Origin of the sequence: Agathobaculum sp., from assembly GCF_022775115.1 — a bacterium.
Taxonomy (GTDB): domain Bacteria; phylum Bacillota; class Clostridia; order Oscillospirales; family Butyricicoccaceae; genus Agathobaculum.
Genome location: NZ_JALFLA010000076.1, coordinates 1 through 17,911 on the forward strand (window position 1 = coordinate 1; position 17,911 = coordinate 17,911).

The 17,911-nt window shown below is 60.6% G+C and carries 18 protein-coding genes and 1 pseudogene; 14 read left to right on the forward strand and 5 right to left on the reverse strand.

Annotated elements, in window-relative coordinates:
• The 5 genes and pseudogenes from MR935_RS09310 to MR935_RS09330 form a co-directional block, all read left to right on the forward strand.
• Positions 1–564, forward strand: a pseudogene (locus tag MR935_RS09310) (glutamine synthetase type III); the annotation flags it as partial.
• A gap of 142 nt (positions 565–706) precedes the next feature.
• Positions 707–1,702 (forward strand): FAD:protein FMN transferase, encoded by a 996-nt coding sequence (locus MR935_RS09315; protein WP_290572961.1) that lies wholly within the window; start codon positions 707–709, stop codon positions 1,700–1,702.
• A complete protein-coding gene (locus MR935_RS09320) occupies positions 1,692–2,063 on the forward strand; it encodes a NusG domain II-containing protein (RefSeq protein ID WP_290572962.1) in 372 nt (123 codons plus the stop codon). The genes MR935_RS09315 and MR935_RS09320 overlap by 11 nt, the downstream gene beginning before the upstream one ends.
• A gap of 19 nt (positions 2,064–2,082) precedes the next feature.
• Complete coding sequence (locus MR935_RS09325; RefSeq protein ID WP_290572963.1) at positions 2,083–2,595, forward strand: Gx transporter family protein; 513 nt, start codon at positions 2,083–2,085, stop codon at positions 2,593–2,595.
• A 53-nt stretch (positions 2,596–2,648) separates the two neighbouring features.
• Positions 2,649–3,041, forward strand: coding sequence for a hypothetical protein (locus MR935_RS09330; RefSeq protein ID WP_290572964.1), 393 nt, complete (start codon positions 2,649–2,651; stop codon positions 3,039–3,041).
• Between the two features lie 48 nt (positions 3,042–3,089).
• Here MR935_RS09330 and ilvA read toward each other — a convergent pair whose 3' ends face one another.
• Positions 3,090–4,301: a threonine ammonia-lyase gene (gene ilvA / locus MR935_RS09335; RefSeq protein ID WP_290572965.1), complete on the reverse strand. Its 1,212-nt coding sequence runs from the start codon at positions 4,299–4,301 to the stop codon at positions 3,090–3,092.
• A gap of 192 nt (positions 4,302–4,493) precedes the next feature.
• On the opposite strand from ilvA, the gene MR935_RS09340 reads away from it, so the two are divergent.
• The 5 genes from MR935_RS09340 (at position 4,494) to MR935_RS09360 (ending at position 8,489) form a co-directional block, all read left to right on the forward strand.
• On the forward strand, positions 4,494–5,231 hold the full coding sequence (locus MR935_RS09340; RefSeq protein ID WP_290572966.1) for a hypothetical protein: 738 nt from the start codon (positions 4,494–4,496) through the stop codon (positions 5,229–5,231).
• Between the two features lie 3 nt (positions 5,232–5,234).
• On the forward strand, positions 5,235–5,786 hold the full coding sequence (locus MR935_RS09345) for a FumA C-terminus/TtdB family hydratase beta subunit (protein WP_290572967.1): 552 nt from the start codon (positions 5,235–5,237) through the stop codon (positions 5,784–5,786).
• An 88-nt stretch (positions 5,787–5,874) separates the two neighbouring features.
• Complete coding sequence (locus MR935_RS09350; RefSeq protein WP_290572968.1) at positions 5,875–7,308, forward strand: 4Fe-4S dicluster domain-containing protein; 1,434 nt, start codon at positions 5,875–5,877, stop codon at positions 7,306–7,308.
• Positions 7,309–7,386: 78 nt separating this feature from the next.
• Complete coding sequence (locus MR935_RS09355) at positions 7,387–8,244, forward strand: polysaccharide deacetylase family protein (RefSeq protein WP_290572969.1); 858 nt, start codon at positions 7,387–7,389, stop codon at positions 8,242–8,244.
• 14 nt (positions 8,245–8,258) lie between these two features.
• The gene (locus MR935_RS09360) at positions 8,259–8,489 is read left to right on the forward strand and encodes a YlmC/YmxH family sporulation protein (RefSeq protein ID WP_290572970.1); all 231 of its coding nucleotides are present in this window, start codon (positions 8,259–8,261) and stop codon (positions 8,487–8,489) included.
• A gap of 54 nt (positions 8,490–8,543) precedes the next feature.
• Here MR935_RS09360 and tsf read toward each other — a convergent pair whose 3' ends face one another.
• From tsf to MR935_RS09375, 3 genes are all read right to left on the reverse strand, one after another.
• On the reverse strand, positions 8,544–9,476 hold the full coding sequence (gene tsf / locus MR935_RS09365) for a translation elongation factor Ts (RefSeq protein ID WP_290572971.1): 933 nt from the start codon (positions 9,474–9,476) through the stop codon (positions 8,544–8,546).
• A 116-nt stretch (positions 9,477–9,592) separates the two neighbouring features.
• On the reverse strand, positions 9,593–10,318 hold the full coding sequence (rpsB, locus tag MR935_RS09370; RefSeq protein WP_290572972.1) for a 30S ribosomal protein S2: 726 nt from the start codon (positions 10,316–10,318) through the stop codon (positions 9,593–9,595).
• Positions 10,319–10,508: 190 nt separating this feature from the next.
• The gene (locus tag MR935_RS09375; RefSeq protein WP_290572973.1) at positions 10,509–11,162 is read right to left on the reverse strand and encodes a TIGR01906 family membrane protein; all 654 of its coding nucleotides are present in this window, start codon (positions 11,160–11,162) and stop codon (positions 10,509–10,511) included.
• A gap of 150 nt (positions 11,163–11,312) precedes the next feature.
• Between MR935_RS09375 and MR935_RS09380 the strand changes: the two genes are divergently transcribed.
• The 4 genes from MR935_RS09380 to MR935_RS09395 all read left to right on the forward strand — a co-directional run bounded on the left by MR935_RS09380 (position 11,313) and on the right by MR935_RS09395 (position 17,558).
• Positions 11,313–11,849 (forward strand): YcxB family protein, encoded by a 537-nt coding sequence (locus MR935_RS09380; RefSeq protein WP_290572974.1) that lies wholly within the window; start codon positions 11,313–11,315, stop codon positions 11,847–11,849.
• Between the two features lie 115 nt (positions 11,850–11,964).
• On the forward strand, positions 11,965–13,638 hold the full coding sequence (locus MR935_RS09385) for a serpin family protein (protein ID WP_290572975.1): 1,674 nt from the start codon (positions 11,965–11,967) through the stop codon (positions 13,636–13,638).
• 359 nt (positions 13,639–13,997) lie between these two features.
• Positions 13,998–15,752 (forward strand): threonine--tRNA ligase, encoded by a 1,755-nt coding sequence (gene thrS, locus MR935_RS09390; protein WP_290572976.1) that lies wholly within the window; start codon positions 13,998–14,000, stop codon positions 15,750–15,752.
• Between the two features lie 24 nt (positions 15,753–15,776).
• On the forward strand, positions 15,777–17,558 hold the full coding sequence (locus tag MR935_RS09395; RefSeq protein ID WP_290572977.1) for an S-layer homology domain-containing protein: 1,782 nt from the start codon (positions 15,777–15,779) through the stop codon (positions 17,556–17,558).
• Here the strand turns inward: MR935_RS09395 and MR935_RS09400 are convergent.
• Positions 17,555–17,857 (reverse strand): carboxypeptidase-like regulatory domain-containing protein, encoded by a 303-nt coding sequence (locus MR935_RS09400; RefSeq protein ID WP_290572978.1) that lies wholly within the window; start codon positions 17,855–17,857, stop codon positions 17,555–17,557. The genes MR935_RS09395 and MR935_RS09400 overlap by 4 nt on opposite strands.
• Positions 17,858–17,911 lie beyond the last annotated feature (54 nt).

Below are 17,911 nucleotides of genomic sequence, written 5' to 3' on the forward strand. Positions count from 1 at the left end.
GGCAACGGTTATGATGACGCATGGGTGGACGAGGCGGAAAAGCGCGGCCTGCGCAATCTTAAGTCGACGATCGACGCGCTGCCGCACTATCTGGATGAAAAGAACGTTGCGTTGTTCGCGGCGCACGGTATTTATTCGCGCGTGGAGATGCAGTCCCGCATGGAGACCCAGCTCGAGGAGTATGCCAAGACGCTCAATATCGAAGCGCTGACTGCGAGCGATATGGTACGCCAGCAGATACTGCCTGCATGCATCGCCTTTGAAAACGAACTGGCGCAGACGGTCAACAGAAAGCGGGACGCGGGCGTGTCCGGCGGTATGGAGGCCGACCTGCTCGGCCGCGTGTCGGACGAGACCGAGATGCTCTATCAGAAGTGCGCCGCGCTGGACGCCGCAGTCAAGGCTGTGCCGGAAGGCGATTGCGAAACGGTCGCTCGCTATTATCACGACGCGGTCATCCCGGCGATGGACGCGGTGCGCGCCCCGGCCGACCGGCTGGAGATGCTGGTGAGCAGACAGTATTGGCCGTATCCGACCTATTCGGACATCCTGTTTTATATGTAAGTAGGGACAATCCCTTTAGCCGATAAGGCCGGACGGCAAAGCCGTCCGGCCTTTGTTTTGCGTCGTGCGGGGACAAACGGGTTGCGCATTCACCATGCGTGTATTATAATGTGAAAGTACATTTTTACTGGGGAGAGATAATATGAAACGCATCGTTGCGGCGCTTGTGCCGCTTTTATTGATGTGCGGCTGCGCGCCAAAATCGTATAAGACAGATTTTTTTGCCATGGATACCTTTATGTCGGTCATCGTACAGGGCGAGCAGGCCGAGCAGACTGCCCAGCAATGTGAGCGGCGCATCGCCGAGCTGGAGCAGGCGCTGTCCCGCACGCGGGAGGACAGCGAGATATGGCAGCTCAATCATGCCGCGGGTGAGGCTGCAGCCATGCCTACAGCGGGCGGTGCGCTGCTTACGGCCATGGAGTACGCGCGGCTGACGGATGGACTGTACGACCCCACAGTCGCGCGCCTGAGCGACCTGTGGGCGATCGGCACGGAAAACGCGCGCGTGCCTGCGCAGGATGAGATCGACGAGGCGCTGCAAGGCGTCGGTGTGGACAAGCTGACCGCGGAGCAGGGGAATACCTTTGCTCTGCGCGGCGGCGCGCAGATTGATCTGGGCGGTATTGCAAAGGGTATCGCGGCGGACGAATGCGCGGCTATACTGCGGCAGCGGGGGAACGACGGGCTGCTCGTGCTGGGCGGCAATATCTATGCGGTCGGCGCGAATGAGGGCGAGGATTGGGTCATCGGCATCGCCGACCCGGAAAACAGCGCGGATTATATCGCAACGCTGGGCGTGCAGGATCAGTCGGTCGTCACCTCGGGCGATTACGAGCGCTTTTTTGAGCAGGACGGCAGGCGGTATCATCATATTTTTGACCCGCGCACCGGCTATCCCGCGCAGAGCGGCTTGCGCAGCGTGACGGTGATCGACGCGGACTCGACCCGCGCCGACGCGCTGACGACCGCGCTGTTTGTGATGGGACTGGACAAAGGCATGGCGTTCTGCGTGGAAAACGAGGTGGCGGCGGTATTCGTCACGTCAGACAAGCTGGTTTACACCACGCCGCGGGTGGACGAGGTCTGTCGCTTCCTGCTGACGGGCGGAGAAAAGGGCTACACCCATGCGCGCTAAGCTGAAGTGGGGTGATCTGGTTATCATCGGTGAGGTACTGCTGCTGGCCGCGGTGCTTTCGGCCGCGCTGGCGCGGCAGGCGGTAGGTGGGCAGCTGTACGCCGAGGTCTGGCAGGACGGCGCGCTGGTCGAGCGTGTCGCGCTAACCGAGCAGACCGACCGCGTAATCGAGCTGGACGGGCATAACACCATCGTGCTGCAGGGCAAAACGGCGGTCATCCAGTCGGCGGACTGCCACGATCAGGTGTGTGTGCGCACCGGCACGCTGACCCGCGCGGGACAGGTGGCCGTCTGCCTGCCCAACCGCGTGGTGCTCAGGCTTGTAGGAGAGCGAAACGAAGTCGATGCGATCGCCTCGTAAAAAGGAGGAAAAGCACAGGATGCAAACCAGAAGACTGACGCTGTGCGGCCTGCTGACCGCGCTGGCGATCGTGCTGTCGCTGGCCGAGCGGCTATTCCCGCTGGACGCGGTCGTTCCGGTGCCGGGCGCCAAGCTGGGGCTGGCCAACGTGGTCGTCATGTTCGCGCTGACCTATCTGCGCCCGCGCGAGGCGCTGGCGATCCTGCTCGGCCGCGTCACGCTGAGCGCGCTGCTGATGGGCAGCGTGACGGCGTTTCTGTTCTCGCTTATGGGCGGGCTGCTTTCGCTGGGCGTGATGTGTCTGCTGCTGCGCGTCGAAGGCCGATTCTGCTCGCTGCTCGGCGTGAGCGTGGCAGGTGCGGCGGCGCACCATATCGGACAAATCGCGGCGGCAGTCGTTTGGATGAAAACGAGCGCGGTCATCGCGTATCTGCCGCTGCTGCTGCTGCTGAGCGTGCCGCTCGGCCTGATTACCGGACTGACCTGTGCAGCTGCGCTGACACATATGAAAAAAATAAATTTTGGCGTATAATTGAAAGACATTTTTCTATACTAAAAGCAAATCGCTTTTAGGAGGAAACTGCAATGAAAACGCTTATTGCTTTGCTGGCCGCGTTGACCATGCTGCTGGGAGCCGGCTGCACCCGCTCGACCGGCGATCCGGGTACGAACGACGTCAATAACGACGGCGTGGTCGACGCACAGGATCAAAACAACGGCACGGCGAATGGCACCACCAACGGCACGACCAACGGCAACACGACCACCGATCCGAACAACAATGCAAACAACGGCACGATCGGCGACGCGATCGGCAACGGCATCAACGACGCGGGCAACGCCATTGAAAACGGCATGAACAGCGTGGGTGATGCGCTGACCGGCAACAACGCAGCAAACAGCACCACAAACAACACCGCCGCGAATAACAATACCACCGCGGCCAATCAGGGGACAGGCGTGACCACCAAGCCGTAACCCAAGCAAAAAGCTCCACCGAAGCCGGTGGAGCTTTTGCATTTGACCTTATACCTGTGTGGTAAAGATATGGTAGCCATGCTGGGTGAGCGCGTCGATCAGGCGCTTGGCGTGCTCGACGCCGCCGACCTCGCACACGACCTGAATGATGGCCTCGCCGATCTCGAGATCGGCCTGTACGCGGTCGTGCTGGAAGCGGATGATGTTGGCGTTCTGGTCGGCCACCAGATGGGCGAAGTTTTCCAGTGCGCCGGGTGCGTCCGGCATGATAGTCGAGAATTTCAGGTGGCGGCAGCGGGTGACCAGACCCTTTTCCACGATCTTGTGGATGAAAGAAACGTCGATATTGCCGCCGGAGAGCACGCAAACCACCTTTTTGCCCTTGGTGTCCACCTTGCCGGTCAGCACCGCGGCGAGGGAGGAAGCGCCGGCTGGTTCGACGACCTGCTTGGCGCGTTCGAGCAGCAGAAGGATGGTCGAGGCGATGTCATCATCCGACACGGTAACAACGCGGTCAACATACTGCCGGATATACTGGAAGGTGTGCTCGCCGGGTGTTTTGACCGCAATGCCGTCCGCAATCGTCCGCACGGTGTCGGACGGGGTGAGTACGCCTGCGCGGAACGAGTTGGCAATGGCGGGCGCGCCCTCGGCCTGCACGCCGATGACCTGAATGCGCGGGTTGATTTGCTTGGCGCAGGCCGCGATGCCGGAGAGCAGCCCACCGCCGCCCGTGGGCACAAAAATCATATCGACAAACGGCAGGTCGCGCAGCAGCTCGAGTGCGATCGTGCCCTGACCGGCCATCACGTCCTCATCGTCAAAGGGATGAATGAACTCCGCGCCGGTCTGCTCACAGATCTCGCACGCTTTGGCATAGGCCTCGTCGTAAATTGTGCCGGCGAGCACGACCTCCGCGCCGTAGCCCTGCGTGGCCGAGACCTTGGCGATCGGGGTCGAGCGCGGCATGACGATGGTCGCTTTAACGCCGACCGAGGCGGCGGCAAAGGCCACGCCCTGCGCATGGTTGCCCGCGGAGGAGGCGACGACCGCGTGCAGGTCACCCTCGGCGTAGCGCTTCATGATCTTGTTGTACGCGCCGCGCACCTTGAACGAGCCGGTCTTTTGCTGGTTTTCGTACTTCAGATAGACTTCCGCGCCGGATATGGCCGAAAACGTGGACGAGGTGGACAGCGGGATGGTGTGGATCACGTTTTTCAGGCGGTCGGCCGCGGCCTCAAAGTCTTTGAGCTCTAACATATAACTCTCTCCGATTTCAGATTTCTGACTGTTTTTTATCATATCACTGACGCGCGCCAAATGCAAGAGAAAGTACACCCGCGCCCGCGTGAAAACATACAAAGATTTGCTGCGGAAGCAGGCAAAAATCACCGCTTTGCCTGTTGCCAGACGGCGCGTGCTTTGTTATACTATTCACAAAGAAAGATGGAGATGGAGGATACCGTGATGGAGGAGCAGAGCACGGGGTTTCGCGGCGCGTTCTTCGGCGGCTTCAGGCGCGAGGATGTGCTGCGCTACATAGAACAGACCGACGGCAAATATCATACAGAGACAGGCGAGTTGCGCCGCCAGCTGGCTGAGGCGCAGGCCGCGCTGTCCGAGCTGCGTGAGCAGAACGAGCAGCTTACCGTCAAAAACGCCGAGCTGCTCGAGCGGCTGGGCGAGATGACGATAGACGCTGATAAAATACGCGCTAAGCTGGACGATATCGAGCGCGGTTTTACCATGCAGACGGCCGAGATCGAGGCGCAGAGCGTCCGCGCGGGTGAGCTTGCGGCGGAAAACGATCGGCTGATCGAGGAGAACGCCAAGCTGGCCGCCAAATGCGGCGAATATGACGCCTCGAAGGAAAAAATTGCGGAGATGGAGCTGTCGGCCTACCGGCGCGCCAAGCAGCTGGAGGAGGATACCAAGAACGAGATGGTCAAGCTGCGCCGTCAGTCGATGGAAATGATCGGCGAGGTCAAGCGCCAGCTGGACACCGCCAAGGAGAACTATCGTATCGTGCTGGCGCGCAGCCAGCAGGAGTCCGCCGAGATGGCGCGCAAGGCGGGCGAGGTGTTGGGTGAGATCGATCGCATTGCGGCTTCGCTGGGCGGCAAGGATGATAAAAGCAAAAATGGCCTGCGGGATGTGCTGAACAATCTGCGTCCCCGGGCGGAGGAATGAGCCATGGCGCATTACGAGCTCAACACGAGCCAACTGAAGCAGATGGCGCCTAAGCTGCGCGCGGGGGATACCGTTTCACTCACCGGCACGATTTACACCGCGCGCGACGCGGCGCATAAGCGCATCGTCGCGGCGATGGAGGCGGGCGAGCCGCTGCCGTTTGCGCTAGACGGCGCGGTCATCTATTACGCGGGCCCTACGCCCGCCAAGCCCGGTCAGGTGATCGGCTCGGTCGGGCCGACGACCTCGGGACGCATGGACCCGTTTTCGCCCCGGCTGTTGGACGCGGGACTGTGCTGCATGATCGGCAAGGGGGTGCGCGGTCAGGCTGTACAGGATGCGATGGCGCGCAACGGCGGCGTGTACATGGTCGCCATCGGCGGCGCGGGCGCGGTAAAGGCAGCGTCTATCAAGGATGTCGCGGTCGTCGCCTATGATGACCTGGGCTGCGAGTCGGTCAAACGGCTGACGGTCGAGGGCTTCAGCGCCATCGTCTCGCAGGACTGCGTGGGCGGCAACCTGTATGCTGAGGGCGTGGAAAGATACCGGAGATAGGCTGTGTTATTCCCGGTGGATAAGACCGAAAAGAGAGAAATATATGCTGCCCGCGGCTGTGCGGGATTTTTGGAGGAGATTATTTTTTATGCGTAATTTTGAAACCGATGTACAGCTGCTCAAGTATCGCGTGCTCAAAGAGGTCGCGCTGCGCGCGTATGACGGCAATCTGATGGAAAGCTATTATGAGATACCGAAGATCATCTCGCCCGGCCCCAAGGCTACCATGCGCTGCTGCATCTATAAGGAGCGCGCCATCGCGCAGGAGCGCGTCCGGCTGGCGATGGGTGGCGACCGCCGCAACCCCAACGTGATTGAGGTCATCCCGATCGCGTGTGATGAATGCCCGGTCGAGCGCTATCAGGTCAGCGAATCCTGCCGCGGCTGTATCTCGCAGCGCTGCATCAAGAACTGTCCCAAGGATTCGATCACCAAGACCAAGAACGGCAAGGCCGTGATCGACCTTGACACCTGCATCGAATGCGGCCGCTGCGCCAAGGTGTGCCCCTACGGCGCGATCACTGAGCAGGTTCGGCCGTGTGAGCGCTCCTGCAAGATCGACGCGATCCATATGAACGCGGAGAAAAAGGCCGAGATCGATCTGAACAAGTGCATCGCCTGCGGCGCGTGTGTGTCCGCGTGTCCGTTCGGCGCGGTGATGGATAAGTCCTTCATGGTAGATGCCATCAATATCATCAAAAACTCGCGCTACGGCGAAAATTACCGCACGGTGGCCATTGTCGCCCCCGCGCTGGCCAGCCAGTTTGATGATTGCAGCTTGGGGCAGGTGGTCACCGCCATCCGCCATTTGGGCATCGACTATGTGGTCGAGGCCGCGATGGGCGCGGATATGGTGGCCTCCAAGGAGAGTGAGGAGCTGGCTGAGAAGGGCTTTCTCACCTCGTCCTGCTGCCCGGCGTTCGTTTCGTACATAGAAAAGCAGATGCCCGAGATGGCCGGGCACATCTCGCATAATCTGTCTCCGATGGCAGAGATCGGCCGCTATGTCAAAATCAACGCCGAGATGCCGGTCAAGACCATCTTCATCGGCCCCTGCACGGCCAAGAAGGCAGAACAGCAAAAGCCGACTGTCGACCTGTGGATCGACTGTGTACTGACCTTTGAGGAGCTGCAAGCCATGGTCGATGCGCGTGAGATCGACATGACCACGCTGGATGAGACGATGCTGTCTGATGCTTCGCCGTGGGGACGCATCTTCGGCCGCACCGGCGGCCTGACCGAAGCTGTGCTGCAGGCGGTCAAGGAAAAGGAGCTGGATTTCGAAGTCAAGGCCGAGGTTTGCAGCGGTATCGAGGAGTGCAGAACGGCGCTGCTCAAGGCCAAGGTCGGCAAGCTGGGTAAGAACTTCATTGAGGGCATGGCGTGTGTCGGTGGCTGCGTCGGCGGCGCGTGCAGCCTGACCCATGAGCCGAAGAGCAAGATGAAGGTCGACCAATACGGCCAGAAGGCCGAGCATAAGGAGATGAAGGCCTCGATCGAGCATTACCGCGTCAAGGTGTAAGCATTTTCAAAAACCGATTCTAATATCCTCCCCCGGGGCGTATGCTTTTTGTGAAGCGGCTTTGGAGGGGGGATTTTTTTGCGATTGGGATTCCGGCATACCGCGTTGCAGGCCGTATGCACGGTGCTCGTGCTGTGCGCGGCGATCGGACTGCTGCGGCGGGAAGAAGCGCGCATGGTGTTTGGTGACGGGGAGCGCGTGCGTGTGCCCATCCTTATGTATCACAGTATTTTGAAGGACGGCGCGCGGCAGGGCAAATATGTGGTTTCGCCCGATGTGCTTGTCGCCGATCTGGACGGCCTGCAAAAGCGCGGCTATCAGACGGTGACAGTCACCGACCTGCTGGCCTATGTGCAGCAAGGCACGCCGCTGCCTGAAAAGCCGGTGATGATAACCTTTGACGATGGCTACTATAACAACTTCGTCTACGCCTATCCGCTGCTGCAGGAGCGCGGTATGCGGGCCGTCGTATCGGTCATCGGCTGCCAGACAGCGCTGTACAGCCAAAACGGGCAGGAGAACCCCTATTGGTCCCATGTGACGCTCGACCATTTGAAGCAAATGCAGGATGTGTTTGAGGTACAGAATCACTCGTGGAACCTGCACGAATACGGTGAGCGCCGCGGCTGCCTGCGCCGGCGCGGCGAGGATAAGGACAGTTATGAGCACATGCTGCGCGAGGATACCGAGCAGACGCAGCGCCTGTTGACCGAAGCGGGTCTGCCCACACCGGCCTGCTATACCTATCCGTTTGGCGCGTGCTCGGAGGAGAGCGAGCGCGTCATCCGGGATATGGGCTTTCTATGTACACTCGGCTGCGAGGAGCGTGTCAATGTGGTCACGCGGCAATCGGAGTCCCTGTATGGCATGGGGCGCTATAACCGTCCGGCGGGCGAAAGCACGGAGCACTATCTGGAACGGGTGCTGAATGGATGAGGAGAGAACAAAAGATGCGATTTAGTGAGCTGCACTGCCGCGAGGTCATCAATCTGTGCGACGGCGCGCGGATGGGCGAGGTGAGCGATCTGGTGTTCGATCCGGTGTGCGGGCAGATCACCGCGATCGTCGTGCCCGGGCAGGGCGGGCTGATGGGGCTGTTCTCCAAGGAGGACTGTGTCATCCCGTGGAGCTGCATCGAAACGCTGGGTGAGGACTTTGTTTTGGTACGGTTCAAACGCTGAAAACAAAAAAGCGCTTTGGAAGCTCCAAAGCGCTTTTTGTTGCGGTATACTGGCTTACTTGGCCATCGAGGCGACCTCGGCGGCGAAGTCGTCTACCTTCTTTTCGATGCCCTCGCCCTTTTCAAAGCGAACGCAGCGGGTCAGCTTGATCTCGCCGCCCAGCTCCTTGGCAACGGCGGCAATATGCTGCTCAACGGAAACCTTGTTCTCCTTTACGAAGGCCTGCTGCAGCAGGCAGTTCTCCTCGTAGTACTTGCCGACGCGGCCGTCAACCATCTTGTGGATGATCTGCTCCGGCTTGGGCTTGGCGGCGGTCTTGTTCTCCTCCAGCGCCTGCGCCAGCAGGATCTCGCGCTCCTTGGCAAGCGTGGCCTCATCGACATCGGACTTGTCGAGGAAGGACGGGTTCATCGCGGCGGCCTGCATACCGATATCCTTGGCCAGCTCACGCACGGTGTCGTTGCCCTTCAGGTTGTCGGACACGGTCAGGCCGACCAGCACGCCGATCACGCCGCCCATGTGGTTGTAGGCAACATTGATGGTGCTGTCGTCAAAGCGCTCGAAGCGGCGGATCTGGATGTTCTCGCCGATGGTGAGCACCTTTTCCTGCAACGCCTGCTGCACGGTCAGCTCGCCCATCTTGCAGTCCTTGAGACCATCCACATCAGCCGGGGCTTCCTTCATGACAACATCGGCCAGATCGGAGACGAACTGCTGGAAATCGGCGTTCTTGGCGACAAAGTCGGTCTCAGAGTTGACCTCGATGATCGCACCCACGCCGCAGTCGGCGCAGACCTTGGCGCAGACAACGCCCTCGGCGGCGATGCGGTCAGCCTTCTTGGCAGCCTTGGCAAGACCCTTTTCGCGCAGCAACTCGATGGCCTTGTCGAAGTCGCCGTCGGACTCGGTCAGCGCCTTCTTGCAGTCCATCATGCCCACGTTGGTGATCTCGCGGAGCTTCTTTACGTCAGCAGCGGTAAAAGCCATTTTCTATTCCTCCAAAATTTTATCTTCAAGCAAAAAAGTAGGGCGAAACGACCCCGGCGCGCCGGGTCGTCGCGCCCTACGAACAACATACAGTGTATTATAATATGGCTCGGGACTTATTCAGCCTTAGCGGTCTCCTTGGCCTCGACCTCAAGCTGCTCGCCCTGCTTGCCCTCAAGCACGGCGTTGGCCATGGTCTGGGAGATCAGCTTGATGGCGCGGATTGCGTCGTCGTTGCCCGGGATCACATAATCGATCTCATCCGGGTCGCAGTTGGTGTCGACGATCGCCACGATCGGGATACCGAGCTTGCGGGCTTCCGCGATGGCGTTCTTCTCCTTGCGGGAGTCGACAACGAACAGCGCGCCCGGCAGCTTCTTCATTTCCTTAACGCCGCCGAGGTACTTCTCGAGCTTGGCGATCTCCAGCTGGAGCTTGATGACTTCCTTCTTGGGAAGCAGATCGAAGGTGCCGTCCTCCTGCATCTTGGTCAGCTGGTTCAGGCGGGCGATACGGGTGCGCATGGTCTTGAAGTTGGTCAGCATACCGCCCAGCCAGCGCGCGTTGACAAAGAACTGGCCGCAGCGCTCGGCTTCTTCCTTGATCGCGTCCTGCGCCTGCTTCTTGGTGCCGACAAACAGGATGGACTCGCCTGCGGCGGCCATGTCGCGCACGAAGAAGTACGCCTCCTCGAGCTTCTTGACGGTCTTCTGCAGGTCGATGATATAGATGCCGTTGCGCTCGGTGAAGATATAGGTCGCCATCTTCGGGTTCCAGCGGCGGGTCTGATGGCCGAAGTGTACGCCGGCCTCCAGAAGCTGCTTCATAGAGATTACTGCCATTTTTATTTCCTCCTTGGTTGTTGCCTCCATCCCCGATCATTTGACAGCGGCAGCGACCGTTTCCGGCACGCCACCGGCCGCTTTCATCACGGGATGTGCGAATTTGTGCTCTGATAGTATATCACTGCAAGGGACGGTTGTCAATTGTTTTCTGTGGGGAATACGGCGTCTTTTTACAAAAAATTACCGTTCACCGTGCGTCCGCGCGCCGGCGGCACACAAACGCGGTCAGCCATGCGCCGCCGAATGAGACTGCAAGCACGAGCGCGCCCATGCGCGCCCAGAACGCCTCGGGCAGAATGAGGATGATCTCGTCCGTGCGCGCGTCGAATATCCAGTTGGACTTGCCGGGGAAGGCTACGCGGTGAAAGGCGGTAAACAGGCTGCCGAAGTCGATAGCCGCCCAAACGGCCGCGAGCGCGAACAGCGCGGTCAGCACCGCCGCTGCCCAGAATGCCGGACTGCGGCCGCAGAAGCGGTGCGGGGAGAGCCATTTTCGGCGGCAGAGCAGGCCGCACACGGCCAGCACGACAGCGGATAGGCCGAGCAGCGCAAAATCCAGACGGAACAGGCGGCGGCAGTCGGCAAAATGGCTTTTGCCGCTCTCCGACCACTTGAGCGCGCCCGTGCCAAAGGGTGCGTCGCCCACCAGATAGTCCATCACCTCGTCGTAGGCGGCGCGGATGACGGTCTTGTCCCACCCGGTCTGCGCGGGCAGGGAGAGCGCGTCGATCTGCGCGTAATAGAGCGGACGGCACAGGATGGGCAGCGCCACCGCGGCCGACAGCCAGAACACCATCAGGCATAGGGACAGCAGGACGGAAAGAGCTTTCGAGGCTTTCACAGGATCACACTCCTTTGCCGCGTCAGCGCGGCAGATACCTTATATGATACGGCGCGGCGCGGCAGGTGTCAAGCGCAGGTACTTTTTCTTGCATTTGGGCGTGCGATTGAGTACAATATAGAAAATCATACACAAAGGAGCCTGTCCCCCATGGAATTGCATTATGATATCACGAAGCAGGACTACATTGACTTCAATCTGAATTATTATACCAACAACGCGGTCGTGCAGCGCAGCATCCTGATGACCCGGATCGCGTCCGCGGCGATTGTCATACTCGGCGGCACGATGCTGATGTATTGGCTGCAAGCGATCTCGCCCGTGTCCATCGCCGTATATGTGGCACTGGCGGCGGTGTGCTTTTTCGGTATGCCGTGGTATATGAAGCGCAAGCTGGTCAAGAACACCGAGCGCATTTTGCGCAACGCCAACAACAAGCAGCTCTGCGGTCCCAAGACGATGATTCTGCGCGAGCAGGAGTTTGAGCTGAAGGGCGAAAACGAGGACACAGTCTACCAATATGCGGCCGTGCAGCGTACCGCGTCGGACGAGGGGCATTACTATATCTTTGTCGATGAGTTTTCCGCGCTGATCGTGCCGTTTACTGCCTTTGAGAGCGAGCAGCAGAAGCAGGCGTTTTACAGCCGCATCACCGCGCATATCACGGACGAAGCGCTCAAGCTGTGAAAGCGGGAGGGAGAGCCATCCGCCCGCAGCCGGAAAAGAGTATTTTGTCCTTTTGGGAACCTTATGCCGCGCCGTCCGTCTATTTTAGCAAATGGAAAAGGCAGGAGGGGTATCCATGAAAAAGAAACTGCTCAGTCTGACGCTTGCGCTGTGTATGCTGCCGCCGGCCGGCGCGGGCGCGGCCGATGTGCTGCGGCAAAGCGAGGTCACGCGCGGGGAATTCGTCAACATCTTGGCCGAGAGCGCGGGCGAGGATTTGTCGCAGAGTGCGTATCTCGAGCTGCGCGACTATTTTGACGACGGCACAGGCCAGCCCGACCACGTCAAATGGGCGTTTGACAAGTGGCTCGTCAACGGGGACGAGACCGGGCGGCTGCGCATGGCCGACCCCATCACCCGGCAGGAGGCCGCGGTCATCCTTGGCCGCTATCTGGACTACCGGTATACCGCGCTGCCCGCGGGCTGCGGCACCGGTGCACCGTCTATGGCTGATATCGCCGCATGGGCGCAGAGCGGTGTGATGCAATGCTGGATGTATCGCGTGATCGACATGGGTGACGCATCCGCTTTTCACCCGGAGGGCGGCGTTTCGCTTGATGAGGCGCGGCAGTGGTGTGCAAACGCGCAAGAGCTGACCATGTGCGCGGTCAGCCAGCCGGAGGAGCAGGTCTTTGCCGATGCGCTGGTCGGCGCGCTGGACGCGCAGGGCAACTGGGCGCTCTCGCCGTATTCCATCCGCCTGTGCCTTGCCATGCTGGCAAACGGCGCAAAGGGGGAGACGCAGCGCGAGCTGCTCGCCGCCCTGCGGGTCGACGACCTTGACGGGTTTAACGTCGAGGTCGAGACGCTGCTGACGCAGTATGACGGGTACGCGCGCATCCTGTCGCTCGATACGGCAAATTCCATCTGGCTCAACCGCAGCCAATACGGCGGAAAGGGAGCGTTTGAGCCTGCCTTCCGGCAGACGATGGCGGACGTGTACCGCGCCGAAGCGCGGGAGGTGACGCGCGATAATGCGGTCGAGCAGGTGAATGCGTGGGTCAAGGACAAGACGCGCGGCAAGATCGCGTCGATTTTGACCGAGGACGACCGGGATTTCGTTGCGGCGCTCGTGAACGCAGTGTACTTCAAGGCCGCGTGGGAGAATGAATTCCCTGCACAGAACACGAAAAAGGGCGACTTTACAAACGCGGACGGCACCAAGGCGCAGGTCGAGTTCATGCGCCAGACCGATTACTTCAGCTATTACGCTACGCCGGGCATCGAGGCGGTGTCGCTGCCCTTCCGCAAATATGCAGTGGATGATGAGACGGGCGATGGCTGGGAGTATTTCCGCGACGCGGATTTCAGCATGTACTTCATCAAGGCGGATAACACGCTCGACGTGCAGCACTTCCTTGATTACGCGGCGTTTGAGGACGCGCAGGTGCGGCTGTCCATTCCCAAGTTCCGGGTCGAATACGGTACGGGGTTGAACGACGCGCTGCGGGCGCTCGGCGTACAGACGGCGTTTGACCGCGCGCGCGCCGACCTGACCGCCATGGTGCCGGATACGCCAAACGGCAGGGTGTATCTGGACAGCGTGCTGCACAAGACCTACCTTTCCATTGACGAAAAGGGCGCGGAAGCTGCGGCAGTCACCGCTGCGATCGCAGACGCGGGCGCGGCCGCGCCGACACGGCCACCGCTGGTACGTATGTTCACGGCGGATTCACCGTTCTGGTTTGCCATTCGCGATAACACGAGCGGCACGCTGCTGTTCGTCGGCCGCTATGAAAAAACTGCGTAAAGCGGTTGACAAAGCGGGTTTTCGGGTATAGAATAGGAGCATTAATATGAAAAAAGCGATGACGGAAAGCCTGAAAGTATCCCGGTAAGCGTTTGGCAGAGAGCGGACGACGCGGCTGAGAGCGTCCGCAGACGCGGAGAAAACAGTACCGATTCCCGAGCTGCGCAGAGGAAACCACAGTATGCTGCGCCGTTTCGTCCGCGTTACGGACTTCCGAGCGGCTGCTTGCCCCACCAATGACGGCAGGGCGGGCGGCAAGCAGGGTGGAACCGTGGGATTTTTATACTCTCACCCCTGACACACCGTTAGGGGTGAGAGTTTTCTTTTGCCCCGCGAGCAAATGAAGGAGGAACATCAAGATGTCTGAGGACAAGAAGTACACATTTGAAAACCCGGAATACCGGGATACCTACCGGCACACGGTATCGCATATTCTGGCGCAGGCGGTCAAGCGCCTGTATCCCGAGGTCAAGCTGGCCATCGGCCCCGCGATCGAATCAGGCTTTTATTACGATTTTGACGCGCCCTTCTCCTTTACGCAGGAGCATCTGGACGCGCTCGAAGCCGAGATGAAGAAGATCTGCAAGGAAAAGCTGCCGCTTGAGCGCTTTGAGCTGCCGCGCGAGCAGGCCATTCAGTTCATGCAGGAGCGTGACGAGCCGTACAAGGTCGAGCTGATACGCGATCTGCCCGCGGATGTGGCCATCTCGTTTTACAAGCAGGGAGACTTTACCGATCTATGCGCAGGCCCGCATCTGGACTCGACCGGGCGCGTCAAGGCCAACGGCATCAAGCTGATGAACGTCACCGGCGCATATTGGCGCGGCGACAGCAACAATAAGATGCTGCAGCGTGTCTACGGCACGGCTTTTCCGAAAAAGGACGAGCTGGAGGCCTATCTGAACATGCTGGAGGAGGCCAAGAAGCGCGACCACCGCCGCCTTGGCCGTGAGCTTGGCCTGTTTATGCTCACCGAGGAAGGGCCGGGCTTCCCGTTCTTCCTGCCAAACGGCATGACGCTTAAAAACACCCTGATCGACTACTGGCGCGCGGTGCACAAGCGCTACGGCTATGTTGAGGTGCAGACTCCGATGATCCTCAACCGGCAGCTTTGGGAGCGCTCGGGGCACTGGGGGCATTACAAGCAGAATATGTACACCACAGTCATCGACGAGGAGGATTATGCGATCAAGCCGATGAACTGCCCGGGCGGTATGCTGGTGTACCAGTCGCAGCCGCACTCCTACCGGGAGCTGCCGCTCCGCGTGGGCGAGTTGGGGCTTGTCCACCGGCATGAGCTGTCCGGCGCGTTGCACGGCCTGTTCCGCGTGCGCTGCTTTACGCAGGATGACGCACATATCTTTATGACATGGGAGCAGATGAAGGACGAGATCAAGAGCGTCGTGCGGCTGTTTGACGAGGTGTACTCGACCTTCGGCCTGACCTATGAGATCGAGCTGTCCACCATGCCGGACGACCACATGGGTGATGAGAAGGACTGGGCGTTCGCGCAGCAGACGCTCAAGGAGGCCATCGCTGAGATGGGCAAGGGCTATGTCGTCAACGAGGGCGACGGCGCGTTCTACGGCCCGAAGCTGGACTTCCATCTGGCCGATTCGCTCGGCCGCACTTGGCAGTGCGGCACCATCCAGCTCGATATGCAGCTGCCCGAGCGCTTTGCGCTGGAGTACACCGGCGCGGACGGCGAGAAGCACCGGCCGGTCATGATCCATCGCGTCGTGTTCGGCTCGATCGAGCGTTTCATCGGCATCTTGACCGAGCACTTCGCGGGCGCATTCCCGACTTGGCTCGCGCCTGAGCAGGTGCGCGTCATGCCGATGACCGACCGCAACATAGCCTGCTCGCAGGAGGTGGTCGATCAGTTGACCGCGGCTGGCTTCCGCGTGACGATGGACGCACGCAACGAGAAGATCGGTTACAAGATCCGCGAGGCACAGGTGCACAAGGTACCGTATATGATCGTCATCGGTGACAAGGACGAGGACAAGGGGGTTATCTCGGTGCGCGAGCGCAAGAGCGGCGAGACCACCCAGATGGAGCTGGCCGAGTTCATCGAAAAGCTCAGCTACGAGGTAAAGGAAAAGCTGCGCTGACCGCCGAAGGAGGCTGATGTTCCGATGAAAAAGCTGTTCACCGCCCTGTGCATCACGGGCGCGCTGACCCTTGCCGCCGGCGCGGCGGATGTTGGCACGATAGGCAACAGCTTTCCGGGCGACACCGAAGCGCAGGCGCAGATGCTGTACGATTTGGGACTGTTTCGCGGCACTGAGCAGGGCTTCGCGCTGGAAAAGCCGATGACCCGTGCCGAAGCGGCTGTCATGCTCACGCGCCTGCTCGGCGCGGAGCAGGCCGCGCTGGTCGAAAACCGACAGCATCCGTTTGGCGATGTGCCGCAGTGGGCCGCGCCATACGTCGGCTGGCTGTATCAGAACGGCCTGACCCGGGGCGTGTCCGACGCCGCTTACGGGGCGGATGAAAATGTGACCTGCGTGCAATACTGCACGTTTCTGGCGCGCGCGGCAGCAGATGGGGACGATTACCGGCCTGTGCTCAGCTTGGGCGAGACTGAGGTGACCGCGTGCGATAGGGCGGGCTTTGTTCGGGGGGACGCGGTCTCGCTGTCCGCGCGCCTGCTGGGCGCGTATTACACCAAAGGAGAGGATGCGAGCGGCGTTACCGTTGCGCAGAAGCTGATCGACAAGGGCGTGTTCACAAAGGAGCAGCTCAAAGCCGCCGCATGGGATGTGCTGCCGCGCAGCTACGCGCGGCAAAGCCTGCATGGTGCGGACGACAACGATTACCGGCTGTCCTGCGTGATCGCGGGCGTGCCGGTGGTGCGCGGTGAGCAAAGTGAAGCAGTCGTGCTCTATACCGACAAGGCGCTGAATGGACTATACGGCGAGAGCCAGCAGGACGGACAATATGTACTCTATCAGATCGACCCCGAAACCGTGCGGCTGACCGCGCTCGGCGCGTATGCCGAGGGGAGCGCGGCCGGTTTGGTCGGCCGTGCCGGGCAGACTGATTACCTGTGGCTGCACGACAGCGCGGATGGCCGGACAACGCTGTACGCGGTGCGCGGAAGCGCCATGCAGGCCAAGCTGGAGCTGCCCGCCGACGCATCGGTCGGCAGCTGGCAGGGGAAAAACGGCTGCGTGCTGCAAAGCGGCGGCGCGTTTTATCGCTTGGGCGAGGACGAGGTGCTGCCGCTTGCGATCGCCGCGGGCGAAGAGCTGTTTGCCGTGACCGAAGGCGGCCTGCTGGTCACGCAGAACGTAGGCCGGGAGCAAACGACGGTATCCGCATGGCGCTGGGATGGCGAGGCTGCGGGCAGCTATACCGTGTATAATGATTATATCGTCCCGGCGGAACAGCAGGCATATGGGGAACAGCTTCTTCTGCATTACGCGCCCCGGCTGACAGGCAGCGACCAAGCCTATCTGTACGGCGGCGCGGGACTGTACCGTGAGCAGGACGGCCTTCTGGTGCAGGTGTCGGCGCAGCCGGCCTATGCTTATGCGGCGGACGAGACGGACGGCAGCATCGTTATCATCACGCACGACGCGGGCAGGCGGGTGGAATACACGGAGAGCGCGGTATCGTTTTTGACCGGCGACACGCTCGCCCGCGTGTCGGCGGACGGCACGGTGACGCGCCTGCTGCCCACGCTGTCCGCGGGCAGTCTGCTGCTGGGGCAGATCGAGGACGCGCGGGACGGCGCGGTGCGCTTTACGCTGCTCAAGGCAACCGAGCCGCGCATGATGGGACGGTTCCGCTGTACGCTGCGGGACGGCAGGGTGACGGTCGACAGCGCCTCGGACGATATCTTGTATATATGGGGCGAGAACGCCGTATACAAGGAGCAGGAGCGCCTGGGCGGTCTTGGCCTCGGCGCTTAGCCGCCCTGCTCGAGCGCACGGATATCGGCCGAGCGCTTGAACACCTTGACATGGTAGAGCTGCCCCGGCTCGAGCGGGCCAAAGGCAAAGCGCCCCAGCTCATCGGTGTACAGCGCGCCGATGGGGGCGGCGGGCGCGTCCGCGCGGTACAGGGTGATGAACGCCTCCGCGACCGGTTTTCCGCTGGTGTCGACGACTGTGCCGGTCAGCGCGGGGCGCGCATCCAGCGAGAGCGAGATCGCCGTATCAACGATCTCATGCGAGGCAGGCTTGACATAAAAAGAATGACTGAGATTCATGGCAAAGACCTCTTTGTAAGTGCAGAATTTAATATAGTTTATGAAATACGCATC

Coding starts and splice junctions, on each gene's coding strand:
- MR935_RS09315 (WP_290572961.1), top strand. CDS start 707: ATGAAACGCATCGTTGCGGCGCTTGTGCCGCTTTTATTGATGTGCGGC.
- MR935_RS09320 (WP_290572962.1), top strand. CDS start 1,692: ATGCGCGCTAAGCTGAAGTGGGGTGATCTGGTTATCATCGGTGAGGTA.
- MR935_RS09325 (WP_290572963.1), top strand. CDS start 2,083: ATGCAAACCAGAAGACTGACGCTGTGCGGCCTGCTGACCGCGCTGGCG.
- MR935_RS09330 (WP_290572964.1), top strand. CDS start 2,649: ATGAAAACGCTTATTGCTTTGCTGGCCGCGTTGACCATGCTGCTGGGA.
- ilvA (WP_290572965.1), bottom strand. CDS start 4,301: ATGTTAGAGCTCAAAGACTTTGAGGCCGCGGCCGACCGCCTGAAAAAC.
- MR935_RS09340 (WP_290572966.1), top strand. CDS start 4,494: ATGGAGGATACCGTGATGGAGGAGCAGAGCACGGGGTTTCGCGGCGCG.
- MR935_RS09345 (WP_290572967.1), top strand. CDS start 5,235: ATGGCGCATTACGAGCTCAACACGAGCCAACTGAAGCAGATGGCGCCT.
- MR935_RS09350 (WP_290572968.1), top strand. CDS start 5,875: ATGCGTAATTTTGAAACCGATGTACAGCTGCTCAAGTATCGCGTGCTC.
- MR935_RS09360 (WP_290572970.1), top strand. CDS start 8,259: ATGCGATTTAGTGAGCTGCACTGCCGCGAGGTCATCAATCTGTGCGAC.
- tsf (WP_290572971.1), bottom strand. CDS start 9,476: ATGGCTTTTACCGCTGCTGACGTAAAGAAGCTCCGCGAGATCACCAAC.
- rpsB (WP_290572972.1), bottom strand. CDS start 10,318: ATGGCAGTAATCTCTATGAAGCAGCTTCTGGAGGCCGGCGTACACTTC.
- MR935_RS09380 (WP_290572974.1), top strand. CDS start 11,313: ATGGAATTGCATTATGATATCACGAAGCAGGACTACATTGACTTCAAT.
- MR935_RS09385 (WP_290572975.1), top strand. CDS start 11,965: ATGAAAAAGAAACTGCTCAGTCTGACGCTTGCGCTGTGTATGCTGCCG.
- thrS (WP_290572976.1), top strand. CDS start 13,998: ATGTCTGAGGACAAGAAGTACACATTTGAAAACCCGGAATACCGGGAT.
- MR935_RS09395 (WP_290572977.1), top strand. CDS start 15,777: ATGAAAAAGCTGTTCACCGCCCTGTGCATCACGGGCGCGCTGACCCTT.
- MR935_RS09400 (WP_290572978.1), bottom strand. CDS start 17,857: ATGAATCTCAGTCATTCTTTTTATGTCAAGCCTGCCTCGCATGAGATC.